The organism is Pantoea graminicola (genome assembly GCF_048452665.1).
Lineage (GTDB): Bacteria > Pseudomonadota > Gammaproteobacteria > Enterobacterales > Enterobacteriaceae > Pantoea.
Window position 1 is genome coordinate 395,412 of the sequence record NZ_JBLWSJ010000004.1, and the last position, 25,809, is coordinate 421,220.

A 25,809-nucleotide genomic window follows, 5' to 3' on the forward strand; every position below is an offset into this window, starting at 1 on the left:
AGGGCCGGGGCGCGCATTGTGCAAATGTCCACCATTAAGGCGAATCCTTCCGCCGTTTTGGGTCGCTTATCCAAAAGCAAGTGAAGACCCTCACAAACAGCAGGGGAAAGCGTCGCCGGAGGCACCGATCGACCCGGAAAAACGCGCTTTCGTGAGCCATCCCGCAGGCTTTTGTGCATTCGCAAGATAATCCCTTCAACACCTTCGCCATTCCAGGGCAATGCGCCAATGTGCTGGCCGCAGGCTGTTCTTATACTGAGTCCCGTTAGCCAAAGTCAGGTTATCTGTCACGACGTATTACCCACCCGGAAAAGGCGGCAGAGCGTTTATCTCGCCGCACCCGCCAGACGCCGGATGGATAAATAAAGGTTTGCCAGAACAAAAAGATCGCCGTGTTTAACCCAACTTCTCTCTGATACCCAACGCGATGTGTATGCAGTCAGAGCGAATGTAGCTCACGCTATATTTCAGGAGTGCATCATGAATAGTTTCAGCCAGACCGCGGAAACGGTGCAGAAACGCACCAATGCCCGCTACTGGATTGTGGTGATGTTGTTTATCGTCACCTCATTCAACTACGGTGACCGCGCCACCATTTCCATTGCCGGTTCGGCGATGTCGAAAGATATCGGCCTGGATTCAGTCGGACTCGGCTACATCTTCTCTGCCTTCTCATGGGCCTATGTGATCGGTCAGATCCCGGGCGGCTGGCTGCTCGACCGCTTCGGCTCAAAACGGGTCTATTTCTGGAGCATCTTCACCTGGTCGCTGTTCACCCTGCTGCAGGGCTTCGTCGATATCTTCAGCGGCTTTGGCATCATTATGTCGCTGTTTATCCTGCGTTTCCTGGTCGGTCTGGCCGAAGCGCCCTCCTTCCCCGGCAACAGTCGCATCGTGGCAGCCTGGTTTCCGGCGCAGGAGCGCGGCACGGCGGTGGCGATCTTCAACTCGGCTCAATACTTCGCCACCGTAATCTTCGCACCCATCATGGGCTGGCTGGTTTCCGAAGTGGGCTGGGCGCATGTGTTCTGGTTTATGGGTGGTCTGGGCATCATCCTCAGTTTTATCTGGCTGAAAGTGATCCACGATCCCAACGATCACCCTGGCGTCAATAAAGCGGAACTGGAGTACATGGAGCAGGGCGGGGCTCTGATCAATATGGACGCCAGAAAAGAGACCCGCAAAGTCAGCTGGGGTGAAAAGTGGTTCCAGATCAAGCAGCTGCTCACTTCGCGCATGATGCTTGGGATCTACCTCGGTCAGTACTGTGTTAACGCCTTAACTTACTTCTTTATCACCTGGTTCCCGGTCTATCTGGTGCAGGCGCGCGGCATGTCGATCCTCAAAGCGGGCTTCGTGGCCTCCGTGCCGGCGGTGTGCGGCTTCCTCGGCGGCGTGCTGGGCGGGGTGATCTCCGACTGGCTGATGCGTAAAACCGGCTCGCTGAATATTGCGCGTAAAACCCCCATCGTGCTGGGTATGCTGCTCTCTATTTCGATGGTGATGTGTAACTACACCGACACTGAATGGATGGTGGTGTTCTTTATGGCACTGGCGTTCTTTGGCAAAGGCATTGGCGCGCTGGGCTGGGCGGTGATGGCGGATACGGCACCGAAAGAGATCAGCGGCCTGAGCGGCGGTCTGTTCAATATGTTCGGTAACTTCTCCGGCATCGTGACGCCTATCGCCATCGGCTACATCATCGCCACCAGCGGATCCTTTGAAGGGGCGCTGCTCTACGTCGGTATTCATGCCTTTGTCGCCGCATTCAGCTTCCTGGTGATCGCCGGTGATATCAGACGTGTCGAACTGAAACCCTGGACCGGTAAGGACGCCTCATGAACACACAAAGCTCACCGGTAATCACGGAGATGCAGGTTATTCCGGTCGCGGGTTATGACAGCATGCTGCTCAACATTGGTGGCGCGCACAACGCCTGCTTCACCCGCAATCTGGTGGTGCTCACCGACAGTGCCGGGCACACCGGCGTCGGTGAAGCGCCCGGCGGCGACACCATCTATCAGACGCTGGTGGCGGCCATTCCGCAGGTAAAAGGTCAGCAGATCGCCCGGATGAATCGTCTGGTGCAGCAGGTCCATCAGGGCAATCAGTCGGCTGATTTCACTACCTTTGGCAACGGCGCCTGGACTTTTGAGCTGCGGGTCAATGCGGTCGCTGCGCTGGAAGCGGCGCTGCTCGACCTGCTGGGACAGTGCCTGGGCGTGCCGGTGGCCGAGCTGCTGGGGCCGGGCAAACAGCGGGATGAGGTCAGGGTGCTGGGCTATCTGTTCTATCTCGGCGACCGCCGCAAAACCGATCTGCCCTATCAGTCAGGAGAGCAGGCTACGCACGACTGGTATCACCTGCGTCATCAGGAGGCGCTGACCAGCGAGGCCGTCGTCAGGCTGGCCGAGGCGGCACAGGATAAGTATGGCTTCAGAGACTTCAAGCTCAAGGGCGGCGTGCTGCCGGGTGAGCAGGAGATCGCGACGGCGGCGGCGCTGAAACAGCGCTTCCCCGACGCCCGCATCACGGTCGATCCCAACGGCGCCTGGCGGCTGGATGAGGCGATAGCACTCTGCAAGGGGATGCAGGATGTGCTGAGCTACGCCGAAGATCCCTGCGGCGCGGAAGCGGGCTATTCGGGACGTGAAGTAATGGCGGAGTTCCGGCGCGCCACCGGTCTGCCGGTCGCCACCAACATGATCGCCACCAACTGGCGTGAGATGAACCACGCGGTGATGCTGAATGCGGTCGATATTCCGCTGGCCGATCCCCACTTCTGGACGCTCAGTGGGGCGGTCCGTGTGGCTCAGCTGTGCGATGAGTGGGGGCTGACCTGGGGCTGCCACTCCAACAATCATTTCGATATTTCGCTGGCGATGTTTACCCATGTCGGCGCCGCCGCGCCGGGCAACCCCACGGCGATTGATACACACTGGATCTGGCAGGAGGGCGACCAGCGCCTGACGAAAAATCCGCTGCAGATTCGCAACGGCAAGATTGCCGTGCCGGAGGCACCGGGTCTGGGTGTCGAACTTGACTGGGATCAGGTGAAGAAAGCCAGCCAGCTTTATCACGCTCTGCCCGCCGGGGCGCGTAACGATGCAACGGCAATGCAGTATCTGGTCCCGGGCTGGACGTTTGATTGCAAGCGCCCGGCATTTGGCCGCAAAACAGCATAAGGAGCAGGAGATGAGTTCAACACCGAAAGTGACCGCCATGCAGGTAATCCCGGTGGCAGGCTACGACAGCATGCTGCTTAACCTCAGCGGTGCGCACTCGCCATTCTTTACCCGCAACATCGTGATCATTAAGGATAACGCCGGACACACCGGCGTCGGTGAAATCCCGGGCGGTGAAAAAATTCGTCAGACGCTGGAGGATGCCGCGGCGCTGGTGATCGGCAAGACGCTGGGCGAGTACAAAAATACCCTCAGTCTGGTGCGCACCACCTTTGCTGACCGCGATGCCGGCGGGCGCGGCAACCAGACCTTCGATTTACGCACCACGATCCACGTAGTGACCGGCATTGAAGCGGCGCTGCTTGACCTGCTGGGCCAGCACCTGGGCGTCAACGTCGCTTCACTGCTCGGCGACGGGCAGCAGCGCGACCGCGTTGAGATGCTCGGCTATCTGTTCTATATCGGCGACCGCACGAAGACGTCGCTCTCTTATCAGAGCCAGCCAGACGATCCGTGCGACTGGTACCGGCTGCGCCACGAAGAGGCGCTTACGCCGGATGCGGTGGTGCGCCTGGCGGAAGCGGCTTATGAGAAATATGGCTTTAACGACTTCAAGCTGAAAGGCGGCGTATTGCGCGGCGGCGAAGAGGCGGAAGCGGTGACGGCGCTGGCGAAGCGTTTCCCTGAAGCACGGATTACGCTCGACCCCAACGGCGCCTGGTCACTCAACGAGGCGATCATCCTCGGCAAACAGCTCAAAGATGTGCTGGCCTACGCGGAAGATCCCTGTGGTGCCGAGCAGGGCTACTCAGGGCGAGAAGTGATGGCGGAGTTTCGCCGCGCCACCGGCCTGCCGACCGCGACCAATATGATCGCCACCGACTGGCGACAGATGGGCCACACCCTGTCGCTGCAGTCGGTAGACATTCCGCTGGCCGATCCGCACTTCTGGACCATGCAGGGCTCGGTGAGGGTGGCGCAGATGTGCCACGACTTCGGTCTGACCTGGGGCTCCCACTCGAATAACCACTTCGACATTTCGCTGGCGATGTTTACCCATGTGGCCGCGGCCGCGCCGGGTGCGATTACCGCCATTGATACGCACTGGATCTGGCAGGAGGGCAACCAGCGCCTCACCAGAGAGCCGTTCCAGATTAAAGGCGGCATGGTGCAGGTGCCGCAGAAGCCGGGTCTTGGCGTCGAGCTGGATATGGATCAGGTCATGCAGGCCAACGCGCTCTATCAGAAGCAGGGATTAGGCGCGCGCAATGATGCCGAAGCGATGCAGTTTCTGGTACCGGGATGGACTTTCGATAACAAGCGCCCGTGCCTGGTTCGTTAATCTTCCGGGCTTCCGCTGCGAAGCCCTGTCACAGGAGTTGAAACATGAGTAATGCAGCCTGGGCCAATGGATTTCGCCGCCGCCTGTTAGCGGGCGACACCCTGATCGGCAGCTGGTGCGCGCTGGCCAGTCCGATTTCGACGGAAATTCTGGGGCTGGCCGGTTTTGACTGGCTGGTACTCGATGGCGAACATGCGCCCAACGATATTACGACCTTTGTGCCGCAGCTGATGGCGCTGAAAGGCAGCCAGAGCGCCGCCGTAGTGCGTCCGCCCTGCAATGAGCCGGTGATCATCAAGCGTCTGCTGGATATCGGCTTTAGCAACCTTCTGGTGCCCTTTGTCGAAACCCAGGAGGAGGCGCAGCGAGCCGTTGCGTCAACCCGCTATCCGCCCGCCGGTATCCGCGGTGTCTCGGTCTCCCACCGCAGCAACATGTACGGCACGCTGCCCGACTATAACCAGCAGATCAATGACAACATCACGGTGCTGGTGCAGATCGAAACCCAGCAGGCGGTGGACAACATAGATGCCATCGCGGCGGTAGAGGGCGTCGACGGGATTTTTGTCGGGCCGGGCGATCTCTCGGCCGCGCTGGGCTACCTCGGCCAGCCCGCGCATCCTGAGGTGCTGAAAGTCATTAAACACATTTTTGAGCGCGCCAGCGCGGCCGGTAAGCCGAGCGGCATTCTGGCACCGGTGGAGGCGGACGCGCGTCGCTATCTGGAGTGGGGTGCCACCTTTGTGGCGGTCGGCAGCGACGTCGGAATGTTCCGCAACGCCTCGCAGGCGCTGTGCGACAAATTTAAGCGCTAATTCATTAAGGGGAAACGCAATGAAGATTGGATTTATCGGCCTGGGCATTATGGGCAAACCCATGAGTAAAAACCTGCTGAAAGCCGGATATGCGCTGGTGGTACGGGACCACAATGCCAGCAACGAAGCGGAGCTGACGGCGCTGGGTGCGACCGTCGCGAAATCGCCCAGAGAGGTGGCAGAACAGTGCGACGTGGTGATTACCATGGTGCCCAACTCGCCGCAGGTTAAAGAGGTCTGTCTGGGAAAAGAGGGCATTATTGAGGGCGCGAAGCCGGGCCTGGTGGTGATCGACATGAGTTCCATTGCGCCGCTGGCGAGCCGGGAAGTGCACGATGCGCTGGCAGAAAAGCAGATCAAAATGCTGGATGCGCCGGTCAGTGGTGGTGAACCCAAAGCGATTGAGGGCACGCTCTCGGTCATGGTCGGCGGCGATAAAGCGGTGTTTGATCAGTGCTACGACATCATGAAAGCGATGGCGGGCTCGGTTGTCCACACCGGTGATATCGGCGCAGGCAACGTCACGAAACTGGCTAATCAGGTGATCGTGGCGCTGAATATTGCGGCGATGTCCGAAGCCCTGTCGCTGGCGACCAAAGCCGGGGTTAATCCGGATCTGGTCTATCAGGCGATCCGTGGCGGGCTGGCGGGCAGCACGGTGCTGGATGCCAAAGCGCCGATGGTGATGGATCGCAACTTCAAACCCGGCTTCCGCATCGATCTGCATATCAAGGATCTGGCGAACGCCCTTGATACCTCGCACGGCATCGGCGCGCATCTGCCGCTGACGGCGGCAGTGATGGAGATGATGCAGGCGCTGCGTAACGACGGTCAGGGTAACGCCGACCACAGTGCGCTGGCCTGCTATTATGAGAAGTTAGCGAAGGTTGAAATCGCCCGCTAAAACCTGGTGCCGGTTTCCCGGAACCGGACTGGTTCAGAGCCGTTTCAATTACTCAACAGTGCTCGGATTGCCTATGAAAATCGTAATCGCACCGGATTCATATAAAGAGAGTTTATCCGCCCTGGATGTGGCATCGGCGATTGAAGCGGGTTTCCGTGACATCTTCCCCGATGCGCATTACGTGAAAATACCGCTCGCCGACGGTGGCGAAGGCACGGTAGAAGCGATGGTGGCGGCGACGAAGGGAAAGATCGTCAGGCTGAAGGTGACCGGGCCGCTGGGCACCCAGGTTGATGCCTTTTATGGGCTCTCCGGCGATGAGTCAACGGCCTATATCGAAATGGCCGCCGCCAGCGGGCTGGAACGGGTGCCTGCCTGCCAGCGCGATCCGCTGATCACCACCTCCTTCGGAACCGGTGAGCTGATCAGACATGCGCTGGATAAAGGGGTCGATCACATCATTATCGGGATCGGCGGCAGCGCCACCAATGATGGTGGTGCCGGAATGATGCAGGCGCTGGGCGCGCGGCTGCTGGATGCCAGTGGTCAGCAAATCGGCTACGGTGGCGGGGCGCTAGCCCGGCTTGCCAGTATCGATATCGATGCGCTCGACGCCCGCCTTCAGCGCTGCCGCATTGAGGTGGCCTGCGACGTGACCAATCCGCTGACCGGCAAAGAGGGCGCCTCGGCGATATTCGGTCCGCAGAAGGGGGCGACACCGGCGCTGGTGCAGCAGCTCGATCAGGCGCTGGGCCACTACGCCGCGATCATCCAGCGCGACCTCGATATCGATGTACTAACGATTCCGGGCGGCGGCGCAGCGGGCGGAATGGGGGCCGCGCTGCACGCCTTCTGTCACGCGGAGTTGCGGCGTGGCATTGAGATTGTCACGGAGGCGCTGGGGCTGGCGGAGCAGGTGAAAGATGCCGACCTGGTGATTACCGGAGAGGGGCGTATCGACAGCCAGAGTATCAATGGCAAGGTGCCGATCGGGGTCGCCAGGGTTGCAAAGCGGTTTGATAAACCGGTCATTGGCATCGCGGGAAGTCTGACGGCGGATGTGGGAGTGGTGCATCAGCACGGCATTGATGCGGTCTTCAGCGTGCTCTACAGCATCTGTACGCTGGATGAGGCGCTCGCCAGCGCCGGAAAGAACGTCGAGATGACGTCGCGTAATGTGGCGGCTACGCTGAAGCTGGCCGGCTTTCATGCCCTCTCTGCGCCGTCCGGCCTCTCTGCAGCTGCGGGTCTCAGCGTGCAGCTCGACAGAGCCTGAGTTCTCTTCCGCAGGGGAACGGGGCCGCGTCTGCGGCCCCGAACGTACCCGGCCTTACGCTATTCCCAGCAGCTGCCGGGCTTCTCTGGCGACGTTCTCCATCTCATCCTGCAACTCCAGCAGTTCCGGTTCCAGCGCCACGATATCGCTGACCTCAGGCAGCTCTCTCTCCAGCTGGTGACAAAGCTGCTTCATGCGCGGCACGCCGCTGTAGCTGGCACTGCCATGCAGTTTGTGAATGATCTCGCGCAGGGCGCTGACGTCATTGTCCGCCATAAACTGCGCGATCTTCGCATGCACTTCCGGTAAAAACTCCAGCAGCATACGCAGCAGATCGCGCGCCAGATCAGGCTTATTGGCCGCCTGTCGCAGCGCCAGTTGCCAGTCCAGCGTCGGTAATATGGCCGGCAGTTCCGGCACAGGTACGACCGGCGGCGGCGTATAGCGCGCCAGCAGCTGTCTTAACTTGCTCTCATCGATGGGCTTGGCGAGATAGTCGTTCATGCCGGCCTTGATCAACTGCTCACGTTCACCATCGATGGCGTGCGCAGTGACCGCCACGATCGGCGTACTGGCATGATGCGGCAGGGTGCGGATGATTTCGCTGGCGCGGATGCCATCGATGTCAGGCATCTGAATATCCATCAGGATGACATCCAGCGCATGCTGACGGGCTTCCCGGATGGCGTGTTCGGCGTTGCTGCACAGCAGGATATTCTGCACCTGCTCCTCCAGCAGCGCGCCAATCAGCTTGAGGTTGGCGGGGTTATCATCCACCGCCATCACCGTCAGCGGCAGACGGGGAGAGAGCGGCAGTTCGCTCATCTGACGGGTGTGCAGATCCAGCAACATGGGCAGCAGGCGCGTCAGGGAGATCGGCTTCGCGATGCAGCCATCAATGCCGCGCACTTTCAGCTCATCGGCCAGCAGCATCATCGGACTCGGCAGCGCCATCAGTACGTTATCTGCCCGCTCCAGCAGCGCATTGATCCTTCTCTCACTGAGCAGTTCAGGCTGGCTGACATCGACCGGCATCGCCATCAGCAGCAGCGGATAGTGCGCCTCTTTTAATCCCTCCAGCGTTTCGCTGTAGTCGATCTGCAGCGGTGTGGCGCTCAGCATCTCCAGCGCCGCACTGGCTACGATAGCGTCCGCCTCTACATAGGCGATGCGCGCATGCGACAGCGCGTCCAGCACGCGAGGCATACCCGGCGCATTCGGGTTGAGATCGAGCTGCACACGAATTACAAAGGTCGATCCCTGATCCGGCTGGCTGCTGAAGGTGATATCGCCGCCCATCTCCCGCACCAGTTTCTGCGTGATGACCAGCCCCAGCCCGGTTCCGCCGTGGCGGCGTGAAATGCTGGCATCCGCCTGACGGAACGCCTGGAACAGCTGCGTCTGCTGCTGCTCAGAGATGCCGATGCCGCTGTCCTCCACCTGGATCTCCAGCTCGACCCGCGACTGGGTGATCACACGCTGCCCGACGCGCAGGCCCACATACCCCTGTTCGGTAAATTTAATCGCGTTGCCGATCAGGTTAATCAGGATCTGCTGCAGGCGCAGCGCATCACCAATCACGTTATCCGGCACGCTGCTGTCGCAGACTACCGTCAGCTCCAGCCCCTTTTCATGCGCCGAAGGTGCGAGCAGCACCAGGGTTTCATCCAGCGTGGCGCGCAGCGGGAAGGGGATCGCCTCCAGCATCAGCTTGCCCGCCTCCAGTTTCGAAAAGTCGAGCACGTCGTTAATAATACTGAGCAGATTATTGGCCGAGCGTTCTATGGTCTGCATGTAGTCGCGCTGGGTCGCGCGCAGCTGGGTTTTCAGCATCTGCCGGGTAAAGCCCAGTACCCCGTTCAGCGGCGTTCGCAGCTCATGCGACATATTGGCCAGAAACTCCGACTTGATGCGCGCCGCTTCCTGAGCGCGCTTCTTCGCCAGATCCAGCTCCACGTTCTGAATCTCCAGCTGCTCCAGCGTTTCCCGCAGATCGTAAGTCGCCTGGTCGATATTGTGCTGCATCTCCTCGTGATAGGCGGTCAGCGACATCGCCATCGCATTAATGCCGTTCTTCAGAATACTGAGTTCACCCAGCATGTAGCCCTCTACGCGGCTGTCAAGCTGGCCGCGCCGGATGCGGTCAACGGTGGTGACCATATTGCGGATCGGCCCCGTGACGTCGCGCATCAGGCGATAGGCAAACAGCATTGCGAGACAGAGACAGAAGAGCAGCATCAGCGTGGCGACAAACACCTCTTTATACTGCTGGAGGCGCACAGACTGCAGGTCCAGCTCTATCGCCACATAGCCCAGCGGATTGCCTGAGGGTTTGGCATCTTCATCGGGTAACTCATCCGCGTCGTAGCGCTCGCTGGTAATCGGGGTGCGCAGAATCAGCAGAGTGCCGTGACGCTCCATCGAGACATCATCGGTCAGCGTGCGGATATCAGACTGCTGCTGCAGGCTGAGGTTCTGCTTGTGATTGGAGGTGGCGTAGAGCTGATTATGGTTATCAAACACCGAGATCGCCCGGACGATCCCCGAATGGCGGCGGTGCAGCAGGCTGACCAGTTCACGCATGGCATCCCGGTTGTGCCAGGTCATGCTGTATTCGCTGGAGATTGCCAGCGGTTCGATGATGTTGGCTCCGGCATCAATAACCTGACGCTGTAGCTCATTGTAGCGGTGCACCACAAAAAATGAGCTGAGCAGCAGGCCAACCATCAGCACAGGTGCCAGAATTAAAATCATCATTCGCGCCCGCAGGCTGTATTTGGTCATAATAGTCGCCTGGCTACTCCGGCATTAACGTCCCTGTGCAGGCTGTCGGTGACACTCTGCAGGCCGTATCGATAAAGAGAAAGAAGAACACTATGGCGCAATTTTACGTTGCAAAACAGCGCGCGACGACGCAACAGCGCATCACCGTCACCATCGATGAGCTCGACCCGTTCGGGCAGGGCGTGGCGCGCCACAAGGGCAAAGCCCTGTTTGTCACGGGCGCTCTGCCGGGTGAACAGGCGGAGGTCACGCTGACAGAGGATAAACGTCAATTTGCCCGGGCGAAAGTGACACAACTGCTCAGCCGCAGCCCGGCGCGTGTGACGCCGCCCTGTCCGCACTATGAACGCTGCGGCGGCTGCCAGCAGCAACATGCGGAGGTGGCGCTCCAGCATCAGAGCAAGGTTCAGGCGCTGAGCCGGATGCTGAGCCAGGCCGCCGCCCGGGAAGTACCGGTCGATGAGGTGATCGCCGGGGCGCCCTGGGGCTATCGCCGCCGCGCCCGGCTGGGCCTGCAGTGGCACAACAAGGCGCAGCGGTTGCAGATGGGATTCCGTCAGGCGTCCAGCAACGATCTGGTCGATGTGCAGCATTGCCCCGTTCTGGTGCCCGAACTTGAGGTATTACTGGTTCCGCTGCACCACTGCCTTAGCGGGCTGCGGGCGGTGCGGCGGCTCGGTCATGTGGAGCTGGTGCTGGCGGACAATGGCCCGCTGATGATCCTGCGCCATCTTGATGCGCTCCATGCGGACGATCGTGAAAAACTGGAACGCTTTTCGCATGAGCACCAGCTGATGCTGTTCCTGGACGCGGGCGATGAAACGCTGACCGCGTTACAGGCGACCACGCCGTTTTATCATGCGCATCAGCTTAAGCTAACCTTTAGTCCACAGGATTTTATTCAGGTTAACGATGGCGTGAATCAGCAGATGGTGGCGACGGCCATAAGCTGGCTCGATCTGCAGCCGCAAGACCGGGTGCTGGATCTCTTTTGCGGTATGGGAAACTTCACACTTCCTATAGGAATCTTCGTACAAAATGTCGTAGGTGTGGAGGGGATTGCAGCATTAGTGCGGCAGGCAGCGTATAATGCTGATTTGAATAATCTTAAAAATGTCAGTTTCTTTCAGCATAACCTGGAAGAAGAAGTGTCGCGCCAGCCGTGGGCGGCACAGGGATTTAACAAGGTATTACTCGATCCGGCACGCGCCGGGGCTGCGGGCGTAATGGCGCATGTGGTTAAACTTGCACCAGAACGCGTGGTCTATGTTTCGTGTAATCCGACAACGCTCGCCCGTGACAGCCAGACATTGCTGTCGGCGGGCTACCAATTGGAAAGGGTCGCGATGCTGGATATGTTCCCACATACCCGCCATCTCGAATCCATGGTGCTGTTCAGAAAAACATAAGCGATGTATGTCGTTGTGCAGGAGAGGTTATGGTTGCGGTCAGAAGTGCGCATTTAAATACTGAGGGGGATTTCGCCCTCGACCAGTGGATCGCCAGTCTCGGTATTGCCAACCCGCAATCATGTCAACGCCTTGCTGAGACATGGCGCTACTGCGAAGCGCAGACGCAGGACCATCCCGATCAGTCGCTGCTGCTGTGGCGCGGTATTGAGATGGTAGAAATCCTCTCGATGCTCAGCATGGATATCGAAAGCCTCTGTGCGGCGCTGATCTTCCCGCTGGCTAACGATGAAGTGGTCAGTGAAGAGGAGCTGGAAACTGCCGTCGGCAAAGGCATCGTCTCGCTGGTCCATGGCGTGCGCGACATGGACGCTATCCGTCAGCTGAAAGCCATCCATAACGACTCCATGGCGTCTGAACAGGTGGATAATGTCCGCCGTATGCTGCTGGCGATGGTGGAAGATTTCCGCTGCGTGGTGCTGAAGCTGGCCGAACGCATCATGAACCTGCGCGAAATGAAAGATGCGCCGGAAGATGAGCGGGTGCTGGCCGCCAAAGAGAGCACCAATATCTATGCGCCCCTGGCTAACCGGCTGGGGATCGGCCAGCTCAAATGGGAGCTGGAAGATTACTGCTTCCGTTACCTCCATCCCGACGAATATAAGCGCATCGCGAAGCTCCTGCATGAGCGGCGGATCGACCGTGAGCAGTACATCGAAAACTTCGTCAATAACCTGCGTAAAGAGATGGCCAAAGAGGGCGTCCGCGCCGAAGTCTATGGCCGTCCGAAACATATCTACAGCATCTGGCGCAAGATGCAGAAGAAGTCGCTGGCCTTCGACGAGCTGTTTGACGTGCGGGCGGTGCGCATCGTGGCTGACCGCCTGCAGGATTGCTACGGCGCGCTGGGTACGGTGCATACGCTCTATCGCCATCTGCCGAGCGAGTTCGACGACTACGTCGCCAACCCGAAGCCCAATGGCTATCAGTCGATCCACACCGTGGTGTTAGGACCGCAGGGCAAAACGGTGGAGATCCAGATCCGTACCCGCCAGATGCATGAAGATGCCGAACTGGGCGTGGCGGCGCACTGGAAATATAAAGAGGGGCCGACCTCCAGCAGCGCGCGCGGCGCCGCCGGTCACGAAGAGCGGATCGCCTGGCTGCGTAAGCTTATCAGCTGGCAGGAGGAGATGGCCGACTCCGGCGAGCTGCTGGAAGAGGTCCGCAGTCAGGTGTTTGATGACCGGGTCTACGTCTTTACCCCGAAAGGCGACGTGGTGGATCTGCCGGCGGGATCGACCCCGCTCGACTTTGCCTACCACATTCACAGCGACATCGGGCACCGCTGCATCGGTGCAAAAATCGGTGGCCGCATCGTACCGTTCACCTATCAGTTGCAGATGGGCGACCAGGTCGAAGTCATCACGCAAAAGCAGCCGAATCCAAGCCGCGACTGGCTCAATCCGAATCTGGGCTATATCACCACCAGCCGTGGGCGGTCGAAGATCCATAACTGGTTCCGCAAGCAGGATCGCGACAAAAACATTGTCGCCGGCCGTCAGATTCTGGACAACGAACTGAATCAGCTGGATATCAGCCTGCGCGAAGCGGAAAAACTGCTGCTGCCGCGCTACAACGTGACCTCGCTGGAGGAGCTGCTGGCGGCGATCGGCGGCGGCGATATCCGCCTGAACCAGATGGTCAACTTCCTGCAGGCGAAGCTGAACAAGCCAAGCGCCGAAGAGGAAGATCGCGAAGCGTTGCGTCAGCTGACCCAGAAAGCGCATACCCCTTCGGCCCGCAAAGAGAGCGGGCGTGTCGTGGTAGAGGGCGTGGGCAATCTGATGCACCACATCGCCCGCTGCTGCCAGCCGATCCCCGGTGATGACATCGTCGGTTTTATCACCCAGGGGCGCGGGATCTCAATTCACCGCGCCGACTGTGACCAGCTGGCGGAGCTTATCTCCCATGCACCGGAGCGTATTGTCGATGCGGTGTGGGGCGAAAGCTACTCCAGCGGCTACTCGCTGGTGGTGCGCGTCACCGCCAACGATCGCAGCGGTCTGCTGCGCGATATCACGACGATTCTCGCCAACGAGAAAGTCAATGTTCTGGGCGTCTCAAGCCGCAGCGATACCCGCAAGCAGCTGGCGACCATCGACATGGATATCGAGATCTACAACCATCAGGTCCTGGGGCGGGTGCTTGCGCGCCTGAATCAGGTCTCTGATATCATTGACGCCCGTCGCCTGCACTGAGTGGCAGCCAGCGGAGCAACCGGCTGGACGAGGTTGCGCGGGTGTTATCTGCTCTGCCTGAGAGCCGGACGCGATTCAGCGTCCGGCTCTCGCCGCCTCGCGCTTCGCCCCCGATCTGACACGTTAAGGACCCGCCTGAAATGAACGCTATTGATCGCCTGCTTGGCATCATGAAAACCCTGCGCGACCCGCAGCAGGGCTGTCCGTGGGATCGCGAACAGACCTTCGCCTCCATCGCCCCCTACACGCTGGAAGAGACCTATGAAGTGCTGGATGCCATTCAGCGCGAAGATTTTGACGATCTGCGCGGTGAGCTGGGCGATCTGCTGTTTCAGGTGGTGTTCTATGCGCAGATGGCGAACGAACAGGATCGCTTCAACTTTGAAGATATCTGTCACGCCATCAGCGACAAGCTGGAGCGCCGTCATCCGCACATCTTCGGCGATGCCATGGCTGAAACCAGCGATGAGGTGCTGAAAAACTGGGAAGCGATTAAAACCGCTGAACGGGCGGACAAAGCCCAGCACTCGGCGCTGGACGATATCCCGAAAGCGTTGCCCGCGCTGATGCGCGCCCACAAGATTCAGAAACGCTGCCACAACGTCGGCTTCGACTGGAGCACGCTGGGGCCGGTGGTGGCGAAGGTGCATGAAGAGATCGATGAGGTGATGCACGAGGCGCAGCAGAGCGTGGTGGACAGTGAGAAGCTGGAGGAGGAGATCGGCGACCTGCTGTTCGCGACCGTGAACCTGTCGCGGCATCTGGGCAGTAAAGCGGAAACCGCGCTGCAGAAAGCCAACGACAAATTTGAGCGCCGCTTCCGCCAGGTCGAGGCGATCATCGTAGCCCAGGGGCTGGCGATGCCGGGCGCCACGCTGGAGCAGATGGAAGCCGCCTGGCAGCAGGTGAAATCAGACGAGAAGCGCTGATTATTCCAGCGCTGTGCATAAAGTCGCCGTTCGAGCTTACTCGATTCAGCGCGGAGGCAACTTTGTGACGCACGTCAACATTTAGGCAACGGCTATCCGCTATGTTAGCCGTAGCAATGCGTTGGAGGATGGCTGTGATTCATCAATTGTGGCTGATAGCGGTTTCCAGTATACTGTTTTCCCGTCCTGGTTATTCCACCGTCTTTAAACCTAAACTCTCAGGTTCAGCATGACAACGAATTATATTTTTGTGACCGGCGGGGTCGTTTCCTCTCTGGGTAAAGGCATTGCCGCAGCCTCCCTCGCAGCCATTCTCGAAGCCCGTGGTCTGAACGTGACCATCATGAAGCTGGACCCGTATATCAACGTGGATCCAGGCACCATGAGCCCGACACAGCACGGTGAAGTGTTCGTCACCGACGACGGCGCCGAAACCGATCTGGATTTGGGTCACTATGAGCGCTTCATCCGTACCAAAATGTCGCGCCGTAACAACTTCACCACTGGCCGCATCTACTCCGAAGTCCTGCGCAAAGAGCGTCGTGGCGACTATCTGGGCGCCACCATTCAGGTTATCCCGCACATCACCAACGCCATTAAAGAGCGCATCATTGAAGGCGGCGAAGGTCATGATGTGGTGCTGGTCGAAATCGGCGGCACGGTAGGGGATATCGAATCGCTGCCGTTCCTGGAAGCGATTCGCCAGATGGCCGTTGATGTGGGTCGCGAACACACAATGTATATGCACCTGACACTGGTGCCTTACATGGCGGCGGCGGGTGAAGTGAAAACCAAACCGACCCAGCACTCGGTAAAAGAGCTGCTGTCGATTGGTATCCAGCCTGACGTGCTGATTTGCCGTTCCGATCGTGCCGTTCCGGCCAACGAACGCGCCAAAATCGCCCTGTTCTGTAACGTCCCTGAAAAAGCGGTAATCTCGCTGAAAGACGTGGATTCCATCTACAAGATCCCAGGCATGCTGAAATCACAGGGCCTGGATGACTACATCTGCAAGCGTTTCAATCTGAACGCACCGGAAGCCAACCTGGCCGAGTGGGAGCAGGTGATTTACGAAGAAGCCAATCCGGGCGGTGAAGTCACCATCGGTATGGTGGGCAAATATGTTGAGCTGCCTGACGCCTACAAATCTGTGATTGAAGCGCTGAAGCATGGCGGCCTGAAAAACCGGGTGACCGTCAACATCAAGCTGATCGATTCGCAGGATGTTGAATCACGCGGTGTCGAATTACTGAAAGATCTGGATGCGATTCTGATCCCGGGTGGCTTCGGTTACCGTGGGGTGGAAGGCAAGCTGATGACCGCGCAGTACGCCCGTGAAAACAACGTGCCTTACCTCGGCATCTGCCTGGGCATGCAGGTCGCGCTGATGGAGTTCGCCCGCAACGTCGCCGGGATGCCGGGCGCCAACTCCACGGAATTTGTGCCAGACTGTAAATACCCGGTGGTGGCGTTAATCACCGAATGGCGTGACGAAGATGGCAACGTCGAAGTCCGCAGCGAGCAGAGCGATCTGGGCGGCACCATGCGTCTGGGCAGCCAGCAGTGTCAGTTAACGCCGGGCAGCCAGGTTCGCCAGCTCTACGGCTCTGATACCATCGTTGAGCGCCATCGTCACCGCTATGAAGTCAACAATATGCTGTTAAAGCAGATTGAAGCAGCCGGTCTGCGTGTGGCGGGTCGTTCTGGCGACGATCAGCTGGTCGAGATCATTGAGATCCCGAACCACCCCTGGTTTGTAGCCTGCCAGTTCCACCCGGAGTTTACCTCGACCCCACGCGATGGCCATCCGTTGTTTGCCGGCTTTGTGAAAGCCGCGCATGAGCATCAGAAGCGTTTAGCGAAGTAAGTTTCACAGGCAGCGCGCGAACTTTTCGCGCGTTGCTTGTCTTAGGATTGACTAACTTGTACTGAGGAAAATCGTAATGTCCAAAATCGTAAAAGTCATCGGTCGCGAAATTATCGACTCACGTGGTAACCCGACTGTTGAAGCTGAAGTGCATCTGGAAGGCGGTTTTGTTGGCCTGGCCGCTGCGCCATCAGGTGCCTCTACCGGTTCACGCGAAGCGCTGGAACTGCGTGACGGTGACAAATCACGTTTCCTGGGCAAAGGCGTAACTAAAGCCGTTGCTGCAGTAAACGGTCCGATTGCTGAAGCGGTAAAAGGCAAAGACGCGAAAGATCAGGCGAACATCGATAAGATCATGATCGACCTGGACGGTACTGAGAACAAATCTAACTTCGGTGCTAACGCCATTCTGGCCGTTTCACTGGCCGCCGCGAAAGCCGCTGCAGCCTCTAAAGGCCAGGCGCTGTATGAGCACATCGCTGAACTGAACGGCACCCCAGGCAAATACTCTATGCCACTGCCAATGATGAACATCATCAACGGCGGCGAACATGCCGACAACAACGTCGACATCCAGGAGTTCATGATCCAGCCGGTTGGCGCGGCAAACGTGAAAGAAGCCATCCGCATGGGTTCTGAAGTGTTCCACAACCTGGCAAAAGTGCTGAAAAGCAAAGGCATGAGCACCGCTGTTGGTGACGAAGGTGGCTACGCGCCAAACCTGGGTTCCAACGCCGAAGCGCTGGCCGTTATCGCAGAAGCGGTAAAAGCTGCAGGCTACGAGCTGGGCAAAGATATCACCCTGGCGATGGACTGTGCGGCATCTGAGTTCTACAAAGATGGCAAATACGTTCTGGCCGGTGAAGGCGGTAAAGCTTTCACTTCAGAAGAGTTCACCCACTTCCTGGAAGATCTGACTAAACAGTATCCGATCGTCTCTATCGAAGATGGCCTGGACGAATCTGACTGGGATGGCTTCGCCTACCAGACCAAAGTTCTGGGCGACAAAATCCAGCTGGTGGGTGACGACCTGTTCGTCACCAACACCAAAATCCTGAAAGAAGGTATCGAAAAAGGTATCGCTAACTCCATCCTGATCAAGTTCAACCAGATCGGTTCTCTGACCGAAACCCTGGCTGCGATCAAAATGGCGAAAGATGCAGGCTACACCGCTGTGATCTCTCACCGTTCAGGCGAAACCGAAGATGCGACCATCGCTGACCTGGCGGTCGGTACGGCTGCAGGCCAGATCAAAACCGGTTCAATGAGCCGTTCTGACCGTGTTGCTAAGTACAACCAGCTGATCCGTATCGAAGAAGCGCTGGGTTCTAAAGCGCCATTCAACGGTCTGAAAGAAGTTAAAGGTCAGTAATGACCCCTGCTGATGTCGCTTCACGCGGCATCACAGATGCTGAAAGCCCCGCCCCGTGCGGGGCTTTTTGTTGGCGGCGGCTTACCGATGCGAAGGCGTCGGCCCGGCAGCAAACGGCCAGACCCGGCCTCTCTGCCCGCCCGCCCAGTTCCCTGCGCAGAACGCCTCTCCCTCCGCTGCGTTTTGCGCCTGTCAGTCGTCTTAACGCGCCTTTCTCTGTTCTGCCCGGCGCAGAGAAAAAGCACGACGCGTGGTTGAGCTGCGCGGCAAATCTGCCATAATCAGCGCCCCGATTTCTCCAGGTGAGTAAAAAATGTTCTACCCGATTAACGAAATGTTCCAGACGCTGCAGGGCGAAGGCTATTACACCGGCGTGCCTGCTATCTTCATTCGCCTGCAGGGATGCCCGGTAGGCTGCAGCTGGTGCGATACCAAACATACCTGGGAAAAGCGGGCAGATCGGGAAACGTCGCTGGGCGATATTCTGATTAAAACGGTGGAAAGCGACGCCTGGGGCGACGCCGACGCGACGACGCTGCTGCGCGCCATCGCAGAGCAGGGCTGGACGGCCCGGCATGTAGTCATCACCGGCGGTGAACCGGCGATCTACGACCTGCGTCCGTTGACCACAGCCCTGGAAGAGCAGGGTTTTCAGTGTCAGATCGAAACCAGCGGCACGCATGCGATCCACTGTTCCGAACAGACCTGGGTTACCGTCTCGCCAAAGGTCAACATGCGCGGTGGCTACGACGTGCTGGATCAGGCGCTGAGCCGGGCCGATGAGATCAAACATCCGGTCGCCCGCGAGCGGGATGTGGAAGCGCTGGATCAGCTGCTGGCAGGCGTCAAGGATGCCAAAGCGCGCATCATCGCGTTACAGCCGATCAGCCGCAAAGAGGATGCCACCCGGCTCTGCATTGAAACCTGCATTGCCCGCAACTGGCGTCTGTCGATGCAGACCCACAAATATCTCAATATTGCCTGACCCTGCGGCAGCGCGCCGGGGAGCTAAACCTAAGGTGAGCGGAAGCGGAGAGGGGACGTGTCGGATCGAAAACTTCGATCCGACAGGGTTAGCCGCGGTAAACGCAGCCTGCAGTGCAGGTTTCTTTGATCATAACCGCGGTTAACAGCGGCAGCTGCGGCTTCATCTGATCCCAGATCCATCTGGCCAGCACTTCGCTGGTGGGATTTTCCAGGCCGGGAATCTCATTCAGGTAGTAGTGATCCAGCCGATCATAGACCGGCTTAAACGCCGCTTTTAATTCAGCAAAATCCATTACCCAGCCGGTATGCGCATCCACTTCGCCGGTGATCTCCAGACGAACCAGGAACGAGTGACCGTGCAGACGGCCACATTTGTGTCCGGCCGGCACATTCGGTAAATGGTGCGCGGCTTCGAACTGGAACTCTTTAAACAGGGTGGTAGACATAGTGGTTCTCAGACATTTAAAAACCGCTGGATTCTACCTGATTAGCGCTTTTTTCGCACCCGCATAGCACAAAGCGTCTCTATTCCCGCCGCACCGCCTGCGGGTGCCCAGCTAATTAACTGATATATCACCGCTTTAATTACCACTTTTAGCGATTAGGCCTATCTGGAAAACCACTTAGTCATTTTGGTTATTTGATATGTCGAAGGTGTATTTAATCGTTAATATACAGCCCGGTAACCTACGTACTCTTCCGCCATTTACGGTCCGGACTTCTGATACTGGAATTTTTTACGCGATGACGACTCAGGCACCTGGTTCAATGCTTCCGCTCTCCCCGGAACAACTCGCCCGCTTACAGGCGGCGACGACAGATTATTCCCCGACTCAACTGGCGTGGCTGTCAGGCTATTTCTGGGGCCGGGTGGAACAGACCCCGGGCAGCGCCGTCGCCAGCCCTCCACCCGCCGCGGTCGAAGCGCCAGCCATTACGCTGCTCTCCGCCTCGCAGACGGGCAATGCCCGCCGACTGGCTGAGCAGCTGCGCGATGACCTGCTGGCCGCGAAGCTGAACGTCAGCCTGGTGAATGCCGGGGATTACAAGTTCAAACAGATTGGCCAGGAGAAGCTGCTGGTCGTCGTGACCTCCACCCAGGGTGAAGGCGAGCCGCCGGAAGAGGCGGTGGCGCTGCATAAATTCCTGATGTCGAAGAAGGCACCAAAAATGGAGGGTGCGGCCTTTGCCGTCTTTGGCCTGGGCGATACCTCCTACGAATTCTTCAGTCAGGCAGGCAAGGATTTCGACAGCCGCCTGGCCGAGCTGGGCGCCGAGCGTCTGCTGGATCGGGTCGATGCCGATGTCGAGTATGCGGATCAGGCCATCGCCTGGCGCAGCGCGCTGACGGCGATCCTGAAACAGCGGGTGCCCGCCGAATCGCCCGCCCAGGCGACGGCGACCGCCGCAGGCAGCGTCAACGAAGTCACCACCAGCCCTTACAGCAAAGAGTCACCGCTCAGCGCAAGCCTGGCGGTGAACCAGAAGATCACCGGCCGTGATTCCGACAAAGATGTGCGCCATATCGAAATCGATCTGGGCGACTCGGGTCTGCGCTACCAGCCTGGCGATGCGCTGGGCGTCTGGTATGAAAACGATGCGGCGCTGGTCAGCGAACTGCTGGAACTGGTCTGGCTGAAAGGCGATGAGCCGGTCGCGGTGAATGGTGTCACGCTGCCGCTGGCAGAGGCGCTGCAGAAACATTTTGAACTGACGGTGAACACCGCACAGATCGTAGCGCAGTATGCTCAGCTGTCGAAAGATGCGGAGCTGCTGTCGCTGGTGGATGATAAAGCGCGCCTGCAGCAGTATGCGCAGCGCTATCCGATCGTGGATATGGTGCGTCTGGCCCCGGCTGAACTTACCGCTGAACAGCTGACCACGCTGCTGCGTCCGCTGACGCCGCGACTCTACTCTATCGCCTCATCCCAGGCGGAAACCGACAGCGAAGTGCACATCACCGTCAGTGCCGTTCGCTTCGATATCGAAGGTCGTCAGCGCGGCGGCGGGGCCTCCACCTGGCTGGCCGATCGCATCGAAGAAGAGGGCGAGGTCCGCGTCTTTATCGAACACAACGACAATTTCCGCCTGCCAGCCAATCCGGATGCACCCGTGATCATGATCGGCCCGGGCACCGGCATCGCCCCGTTCCGCGCCTTTATGCAGCAGCGCGACAACGACGGTGCCAGCGGTAAAAACTGGCTATTCTTTGGTAATCCGCACTTCACGGAGGACTTCCTCTATCAGGTGGAGTGGCAGAAATATGTGAAGGATGGTCTGCTGACCCACATCGACCTCGCCTGGTCACGCGATCAGGCCGAAAAGATTTACGTTCAGGATAAGATCCGCGCGAAAGGGGCGGAAGTGTGGCGCTGGATTGAAGAGGGCGCACACCTTTACGTATGCGGTGACGCAAATCGTATGGCAAAAGACGTCGAGCAGGCACTGCTGGATGTGGTGGTCGAACACGGCGGAATGGATCGTGAAGCGGCCGACGAATTTTTAAGTGAGCTGCGCATTGAGCGCCGTTATCAGCGAGACGTTTACTAATGAGCGATAAACACCCTGGACCGCTGGTTGTAGAAGGCAAACTGTCAGATGCCGAGCGTCTGAAGAAGCAGAGCAACTATCTGCGTGGCACTATTAAAGAAGATCTGGAAGAGGGCCTGACCGGCGGCTTTACCGGTGATAACTTCCTGCTAATCCGTTTTCACGGCATGTACCAGCAGGATGACCGCGATATCCGTGCCGAGCGCGCTGAGCAGAAGCTGGAGCCGCGTCACGCCATGATGCTGCGCTGCCGTCTGCCGGGCGGCATCATTACGCCAACGCAGTGGCTGGCTATCGACAAATTCGCCACCGATAAAACGATTTATGGCAGCATCCGTCTGACGAACCGTCAGACCTTTCAGTTCCACGGTATTCTGAAGAAGAACGTGAAGCCGACGCACCAGATGCTGCACGAAGTGGGGCTGGATGCGCTGGCGACCGCCAACGACGTGAACCGTAACGTGCTCTGTACCTCAAACCCGGTGGAGTCAGAGCTGCATCAGGAAGCGTATGAGTGGGCGAAGAAGCTCTCTGAGCATCTGCTGCCGCGCACCCGCGCCTATGCGGAGATCTGGTGGGATCAGGAAAAAGTCGCGACCACCGATGAGGAGCCGATCCTCGGCGAAACTTATCTGCCGCGTAAATTCAAAACGACCGTCGTGATCCCGCCGCATAACGATGTGGATCTGCACGCCAACGATCTGAACTTTGTCGCCGTTGCCGAGCAGGGCAGGCTGACAGGCTTTAACCTGCTGGTCGGTGGCGGGCTGTCAATTGAGCACGGCAACAAAGCTACGTATGCCCGCACCGCCAGTGAGTTTGGCTACTTCCCGGCAGAGAAGATCCTGGATGTGGCCGCCGCGGTCGTCACGACGCAGCGCGACTGGGGTAACCGTACCGATCGTAAAAACGCTAAGACCAAATACACTCTGGAGCGCGTTGGCGTCGAAACCTTTAAAGCGGAAGTCGAGAAGCGCGCAGGCGTGACCTTTGAACCGATCCGCCCCTATGAGTTCACCACCCGTGGCGATCGCATTGGCTGGATTAAAGGCATCGACAATAAATGGCACCTGACGCTGTTTATCGAAAACGGCCGCCTGCTCGACTATCCGGGCCGTCCGCTGAAAAGCGGGATTGCGGAAATTGCGAAAATCCATCAGGGCGATTTCCGCCTGACCGCCAACCAGAACCTGATTGTGGCAGGCGTGCCGGAAAGTGAAAAAGCGACGATTGAAGCGATTGCCCGTGAACATGGTCTGATGGAGCAGGTGACGCCGCAGCGTGAAAACTCCATGGCCTGTGTGGCCTTCCCGACCTGTCCGCTGGCGATGGCGGAAGCTGAGCGCTTCCTGCCTGCGTTCGTGACCAAAGTCGAAGAGATTATGCATGCGCATGGTGTGGGTGATGAGCACATTGTGTTACGCGTCACCGGTTGTCCTAACGGCTGTGGCCGTGCCATGCTGGCAGAGCTGGGCCTGGTGGGTAAAGCGCCGGGGCGTTACAACCTGCACCTGGGCGGTAACCGCATCGGGACGCGCATCCCCCGTATGTATCGGGAAAACATTAACGAAAGCGAAATTCTCGCCACCATTGATGAGCTGGTGGGACGCTGGGCCACCGAACGCCAGGCCGCGGAAGGCTTTGGTGACTTCACCATCCGCGCAGGCATTGTTGCGCCGGTGCTGGACCCGGCACGCGATTTCTGGGAGGAAGCAAAATGAGTCAGCCCGACCTCGCCGCACTGAATGCGATGTCTAAGGTCCAGCGCGCAATGGCGCTGGCCGCGACCAATGCGCAGCTGGAGAAAGCCTCAGCGGAAGAGCGGGTCAGCTGGGCGCTGGAGAATCTGCCGGGTGCCTATGTGCTCTCGTCCAGCTTCGGGATTCAGGCCGCGGTGTCGCTGCATCTGGTGACGCGTCAGCAGCCCGATATCCCGGTGATCCTGACGGACACTGGCTATCTCTTCCCGGAGACCTATCGTTTTATTGATGAGCTGGCCGACCAGCTCAATCTCAACCTCAAAGTTTTCCGCGCCGACACCTCACCGGCCTGGCAGGAAGCGCGCTACGGCAAACTGTGGGAGCAGGGCGTAGAGGGGATTGAGAAATATAACGAGATCAACAAGGTTGAGCCGATGAACCGCGCGCTGGAGACGCTGGGTGCGCAGACCTGGTTTGCCGGCTTACGCCGCGATCAGTCCGGCAGCCGGGCCAATCTGCCGGTGCTGGGCGTGCAGCGTGGCGTCTTTAAGCTGCTGCCGATCATCGACTGGGACAACCGTCAGATTCATCAGTATCTGGAGCAGCACAAGCTGAAGTACCATCCGCTGTGGGATGAGGGCTATCTCTCCGTGGGCGATACCCATACCACCCGCAAGTGGGAACCGGGTATGGCAGAGGAGGAGACGCGCTTCTTCGGGCTGAAACGCGAGTGCGGCCTGCACGAAGGGTGATGCTGCGCTTCTCTCCCGCTACGGGAGAGAAGCCCTGAACGGCCCTGCGCCCGACGCATGGCCGTTCGCCGCTAAATCCCGCTTAGTGCGGCAAAGGCGTCCGCTGACCGGGTCACATTAACCTTCGTCACCTCATACTGCGCCACGGCGACAAACGGATCTTCCGCCAGAATCGCATCCAGCCGCTCCCGTTCGATATCCCTGACCAGCAGCATACCGCCGGTGCGCGGATCTTTGCGGCCTGCCGCGATAAACACCTCTGTCGCAAAATAGCGGTCAAGCCAGTCAATATGGGGGGCCAGCAGGGCTTCCACCTCCTCAACCGGACGAACATAGTTCAGAAAGACCACGTACATGTCAGATCCTTACACTTTGGGGTTGGCCAGTTCGCTGATCAGCGGCAGCAGCACGCGCACGCTGTCGCGGGTTCGCAACGCTATCTGGCCCGGCAGCCAGCGGTCAAGATAGCTCAGGTTATCCAGATCGGTCTGATGACGGGTGACGCCATCCGGAAAGTGACGGCTGCGATGACGCTGGATACCGCCATCTTTGTTACCCAGCGCCCGGTTGCTGGCGGTCACATCCAGCAGCGGGAAGCCCGCCCGGTCAAAGGCATTCGGGCCTTTAAAATCGTTGTGGCTGATCTGATAGCTGGCCGCCGGGATACCCTGCTGACGCGCCAGCACCAGCGCGCGTTCGCTGGTCTGCTTGCGCACGACGCGTGGCGTGTTCATGCCGCTGTTGAAATAGAGATGATCGCCGGTGATCAGGCTGTTCAGATCGATCACCAGCAGCGTGTTTTTCTTTTCACGCGCGCTCATCCGCGCAACATAATCGTCCATACCGTGCAGGTCCGACTCCCCGGCGCTCAGCGCCACAAAGCGTATGCCGTAGTGCAGCGGTTTATGGCTCAGCTGCTGGGCCAGCTCCAGCATCACCCCCAGGCCCGAGGCGTTATCATCGACACCCTGCAGGCGTAAGCCGCCCAGGTTGCGGCGGGCCTGACTGCTGTTTTGCGGCGTCCAGGTATCGAGATGCGCCACGATCAGGATTTCCTGCGGCACGCTGCCTGCGCGTGCGGCAATGACCGAGGTGGCCGTGAGCTTATGCCAGCGCTGCGTGCCGTCATCCTCCTGCCACCTGTAGCCGGTGTTGAACTGCCGGGTATTAGTCTGATAACCCAGTGCGGAGAATTGCTGCTGCAGATAGTCCGCTGCCATCAGCTCCGCCGGGCTGCCGCTCATCCGGCCGGGGAAGAGGGTGGCGATGTGCCGGACCTGCTGCTCGGCAAACTGACCGGCTGGCAGCGCCAGCGCCAGCGGAGAAATGAGTGCGCCAAACAAAACTGTCGCTACCCTCAAGCGGAGGGAACAAAACATAGTGCATCCTTTTTTTTCGTTATCCGGGAGCCGTGCTGTGTGCGGGTCACGGCCCGTCACGCCGGACGCATTATACTCCTTTTGTTCCGCTATCTGGTGAGTGGATTCGGGCGCTGAGGCCGCCGCTCAGCACGGCGTGCTATTACTGCTGGCACTTATCTGCTTTTGGCCAGGCGCCGGGGCGCCTGAATCTGTGAACCGTTTCACGAAAAAGCCATTAAATTTCATCTCTTAAGATCAATTTGTTCTGTGCTTTGCGGGGGCTTTATTCCATTCGGTAACTACTCATTCCAATTC

Annotated in this window: 18 protein-coding genes and 1 pseudogene; 15 read left to right on the top strand and 4 right to left on the bottom strand. The window is 58.8% G+C overall.

All coding sequences use genetic code 11. The features are described 5' to 3' along the window. The first annotated feature begins 480 nt into the window (after positions 1 to 480). The 6 genes and pseudogenes from ACNY69_RS12520 to ACNY69_RS12545 form a co-directional block, all read left to right on the top strand. A complete protein-coding gene (locus ACNY69_RS12520; RefSeq protein ID WP_111141903.1) occupies positions 481 to 1,842 on the top strand; it encodes an MFS transporter in 1,362 nt (453 codons plus the stop codon). Then, positions 1,839 to 3,185, top strand: a complete 1,347-nt coding sequence (locus tag ACNY69_RS12525; protein ID WP_418798544.1) for an enolase C-terminal domain-like protein — start codon at positions 1,839 to 1,841, stop codon at positions 3,183 to 3,185. The genes ACNY69_RS12520 and ACNY69_RS12525 overlap by 4 nt, the downstream gene beginning before the upstream one ends. 10 nt (positions 3,186 to 3,195) lie before the next feature. Then, on the top strand, positions 3,196 to 4,527 hold the full coding sequence (gudD, locus tag ACNY69_RS12530) for a glucarate dehydratase (RefSeq protein WP_111141432.1): 1,332 nt from the start codon (positions 3,196 to 3,198) through the stop codon (positions 4,525 to 4,527). A gap of 44 nt (positions 4,528 to 4,571) precedes the next feature. Continuing rightward, complete coding sequence (gene garL / locus ACNY69_RS12535; RefSeq protein ID WP_111141431.1) at positions 4,572 to 5,342, top strand: 2-dehydro-3-deoxyglucarate aldolase; 771 nt, start codon at positions 4,572 to 4,574, stop codon at positions 5,340 to 5,342. A gap of 19 nt (positions 5,343 to 5,361) precedes the next feature. After that, a complete protein-coding gene (garR, locus tag ACNY69_RS12540; protein WP_111141430.1) occupies positions 5,362 to 6,246 on the top strand; it encodes a 2-hydroxy-3-oxopropionate reductase in 885 nt (294 codons plus the stop codon). Positions 6,247 to 6,319: 73 nt separating this feature from the next. Then, positions 6,320 to 7,456 (top strand): annotated as a pseudogene (locus ACNY69_RS12545) (glycerate kinase); the annotation flags it as partial. A 120-nt stretch (positions 7,457 to 7,576) separates the two neighbouring features. On the opposite strand, the gene barA reads toward ACNY69_RS12545, so the two are convergent. Further along, positions 7,577 to 10,306 carry a two-component sensor histidine kinase BarA gene (barA, locus tag ACNY69_RS12550; RefSeq protein WP_293770366.1) on the bottom strand — a complete coding sequence of 910 codons (2,730 nt, stop codon included), beginning with the start codon at positions 10,304 to 10,306 and terminating at the stop codon, positions 7,577 to 7,579. Between the two features lie 92 nt (positions 10,307 to 10,398). On the opposite strand from barA, the gene rlmD reads away from it, so the two are divergent. The 6 genes from rlmD (at position 10,399) to queE (ending at position 19,129) form a co-directional block, all read left to right on the top strand. Continuing rightward, on the top strand, positions 10,399 to 11,715 hold the full coding sequence (gene rlmD / locus ACNY69_RS12555) for a 23S rRNA (uracil(1939)-C(5))-methyltransferase RlmD (RefSeq protein WP_418798547.1): 1,317 nt from the start codon (positions 10,399 to 10,401) through the stop codon (positions 11,713 to 11,715). Positions 11,716 to 11,744: 29 nt separating this feature from the next. Next, positions 11,745 to 13,976 (top strand): GTP diphosphokinase, encoded by a 2,232-nt coding sequence (relA, locus tag ACNY69_RS12560; RefSeq protein ID WP_111141427.1) that lies wholly within the window; start codon positions 11,745 to 11,747, stop codon positions 13,974 to 13,976. A gap of 140 nt (positions 13,977 to 14,116) precedes the next feature. Beyond that, on the top strand, positions 14,117 to 14,905 hold the full coding sequence (gene mazG, locus ACNY69_RS12565) for a nucleoside triphosphate pyrophosphohydrolase (RefSeq protein ID WP_111141426.1): 789 nt from the start codon (positions 14,117 to 14,119) through the stop codon (positions 14,903 to 14,905). Between the two features lie 229 nt (positions 14,906 to 15,134). Continuing rightward, positions 15,135 to 16,772 carry a glutamine hydrolyzing CTP synthase gene (pyrG, locus tag ACNY69_RS12570; RefSeq protein ID WP_010248572.1) on the top strand — a complete coding sequence of 546 codons (1,638 nt, stop codon included), beginning with the start codon at positions 15,135 to 15,137 and terminating at the stop codon, positions 16,770 to 16,772. 76 nt (positions 16,773 to 16,848) lie between these two features. Beyond that, entirely contained in the window at positions 16,849 to 18,144 is a 1,296-nt protein-coding gene (eno, locus tag ACNY69_RS12575) for a phosphopyruvate hydratase (RefSeq protein WP_111141425.1), read from the top strand. A gap of 313 nt (positions 18,145 to 18,457) precedes the next feature. Next, entirely contained in the window at positions 18,458 to 19,129 is a 672-nt protein-coding gene (gene queE, locus ACNY69_RS12580) for a 7-carboxy-7-deazaguanine synthase QueE (RefSeq protein ID WP_293770360.1), read from the top strand. Between the two features lie 88 nt (positions 19,130 to 19,217). Here the strand turns inward: queE and queD are convergent, their stop codons facing one another. After that, positions 19,218 to 19,577 (bottom strand): 6-carboxytetrahydropterin synthase QueD, encoded by a 360-nt coding sequence (gene queD, locus ACNY69_RS12585; protein ID WP_128086326.1) that lies wholly within the window; start codon positions 19,575 to 19,577, stop codon positions 19,218 to 19,220. A 298-nt stretch (positions 19,578 to 19,875) separates the two neighbouring features. Here queD and cysJ point away from each other — a divergent pair, with 298 nt between their 5' ends. The 3 genes from cysJ to ACNY69_RS12600 are packed head-to-tail and all read left to right on the top strand — an operon-like array spanning position 19,876 to position 24,133. After that, a complete protein-coding gene (gene cysJ / locus ACNY69_RS12590) occupies positions 19,876 to 21,681 on the top strand; it encodes an NADPH-dependent assimilatory sulfite reductase flavoprotein subunit (protein ID WP_418798551.1) in 1,806 nt (601 codons plus the stop codon). Further along, on the top strand, positions 21,681 to 23,402 hold the full coding sequence (cysI, locus tag ACNY69_RS12595) for an assimilatory sulfite reductase (NADPH) hemoprotein subunit (protein WP_111141627.1): 1,722 nt from the start codon (positions 21,681 to 21,683) through the stop codon (positions 23,400 to 23,402). The genes cysJ and cysI overlap by 1 nt, the downstream gene beginning before the upstream one ends. Continuing rightward, positions 23,399 to 24,133 (top strand): phosphoadenylyl-sulfate reductase, encoded by a 735-nt coding sequence (locus ACNY69_RS12600; protein WP_288474539.1) that lies wholly within the window; start codon positions 23,399 to 23,401, stop codon positions 24,131 to 24,133. Before cysI ends, ACNY69_RS12600 begins: the two co-directional genes overlap by 4 nt. A gap of 71 nt (positions 24,134 to 24,204) precedes the next feature. On the opposite strand, the gene ACNY69_RS12605 is transcribed toward ACNY69_RS12600, so the two are convergent. Both ACNY69_RS12605 and ACNY69_RS12610 read right to left on the bottom strand, forming a co-directional pair. Then, positions 24,205 to 24,489 (bottom strand): YciI family protein, encoded by a 285-nt coding sequence (locus ACNY69_RS12605; protein ID WP_418798553.1) that lies wholly within the window; start codon positions 24,487 to 24,489, stop codon positions 24,205 to 24,207. 9 nt (positions 24,490 to 24,498) lie between these two features. Then, positions 24,499 to 25,512 carry an aminopeptidase gene (locus ACNY69_RS12610; RefSeq protein ID WP_111141633.1) on the bottom strand — a complete coding sequence of 338 codons (1,014 nt, stop codon included), beginning with the start codon at positions 25,510 to 25,512 and terminating at the stop codon, positions 24,499 to 24,501. Between the last annotated feature and the right edge of the window lie 297 nt (positions 25,513 to 25,809).

What these genes read in the sequence shown, in the direction of transcription:
- ACNY69_RS12520 (WP_111141903.1), top strand. Translation starts at nt 481, where the DNA reads ATGAATAGTTTCAGCCAGACCGCGGAAACGGTGCAGAAACGCACCAAT.
- ACNY69_RS12525 (WP_418798544.1), top strand. Translation starts at nt 1,839, where the DNA reads ATGAACACACAAAGCTCACCGGTAATCACGGAGATGCAGGTTATTCCG.
- cysJ (WP_418798551.1), top strand. Translation starts at nt 19,876, where the DNA reads ATGACGACTCAGGCACCTGGTTCAATGCTTCCGCTCTCCCCGGAACAA.
- ACNY69_RS12600 (WP_288474539.1), top strand. Translation starts at nt 23,399, where the DNA reads ATGAGTCAGCCCGACCTCGCCGCACTGAATGCGATGTCTAAGGTCCAG.
- pyrG (WP_010248572.1), top strand. Translation starts at nt 15,135, where the DNA reads ATGACAACGAATTATATTTTTGTGACCGGCGGGGTCGTTTCCTCTCTG.
- ACNY69_RS12605 (WP_418798553.1), bottom strand. Translation starts at nt 24,489, where the DNA reads ATGTACGTGGTCTTTCTGAACTATGTTCGTCCGGTTGAGGAGGTGGAA.
- gudD (WP_111141432.1), top strand. Translation starts at nt 3,196, where the DNA reads ATGAGTTCAACACCGAAAGTGACCGCCATGCAGGTAATCCCGGTGGCA.
- cysI (WP_111141627.1), top strand. Translation starts at nt 21,681, where the DNA reads ATGAGCGATAAACACCCTGGACCGCTGGTTGTAGAAGGCAAACTGTCA.
- eno (WP_111141425.1), top strand. Translation starts at nt 16,849, where the DNA reads ATGTCCAAAATCGTAAAAGTCATCGGTCGCGAAATTATCGACTCACGT.
- rlmD (WP_418798547.1), top strand. Translation starts at nt 10,399, where the DNA reads ATGGCGCAATTTTACGTTGCAAAACAGCGCGCGACGACGCAACAGCGC.
- ACNY69_RS12610 (WP_111141633.1), bottom strand. Translation starts at nt 25,512, where the DNA reads ATGTTTTGTTCCCTCCGCTTGAGGGTAGCGACAGTTTTGTTTGGCGCA.
- queE (WP_293770360.1), top strand. Translation starts at nt 18,458, where the DNA reads ATGTTCTACCCGATTAACGAAATGTTCCAGACGCTGCAGGGCGAAGGC.
- relA (WP_111141427.1), top strand. Translation starts at nt 11,745, where the DNA reads ATGGTTGCGGTCAGAAGTGCGCATTTAAATACTGAGGGGGATTTCGCC.
- queD (WP_128086326.1), bottom strand. Translation starts at nt 19,577, where the DNA reads ATGTCTACCACCCTGTTTAAAGAGTTCCAGTTCGAAGCCGCGCACCAT.
- garL (WP_111141431.1), top strand. Translation starts at nt 4,572, where the DNA reads ATGAGTAATGCAGCCTGGGCCAATGGATTTCGCCGCCGCCTGTTAGCG.
- barA (WP_293770366.1), bottom strand. Translation starts at nt 10,306, where the DNA reads ATGACCAAATACAGCCTGCGGGCGCGAATGATGATTTTAATTCTGGCA.
- garR (WP_111141430.1), top strand. Translation starts at nt 5,362, where the DNA reads ATGAAGATTGGATTTATCGGCCTGGGCATTATGGGCAAACCCATGAGT.
- mazG (WP_111141426.1), top strand. Translation starts at nt 14,117, where the DNA reads ATGAACGCTATTGATCGCCTGCTTGGCATCATGAAAACCCTGCGCGAC.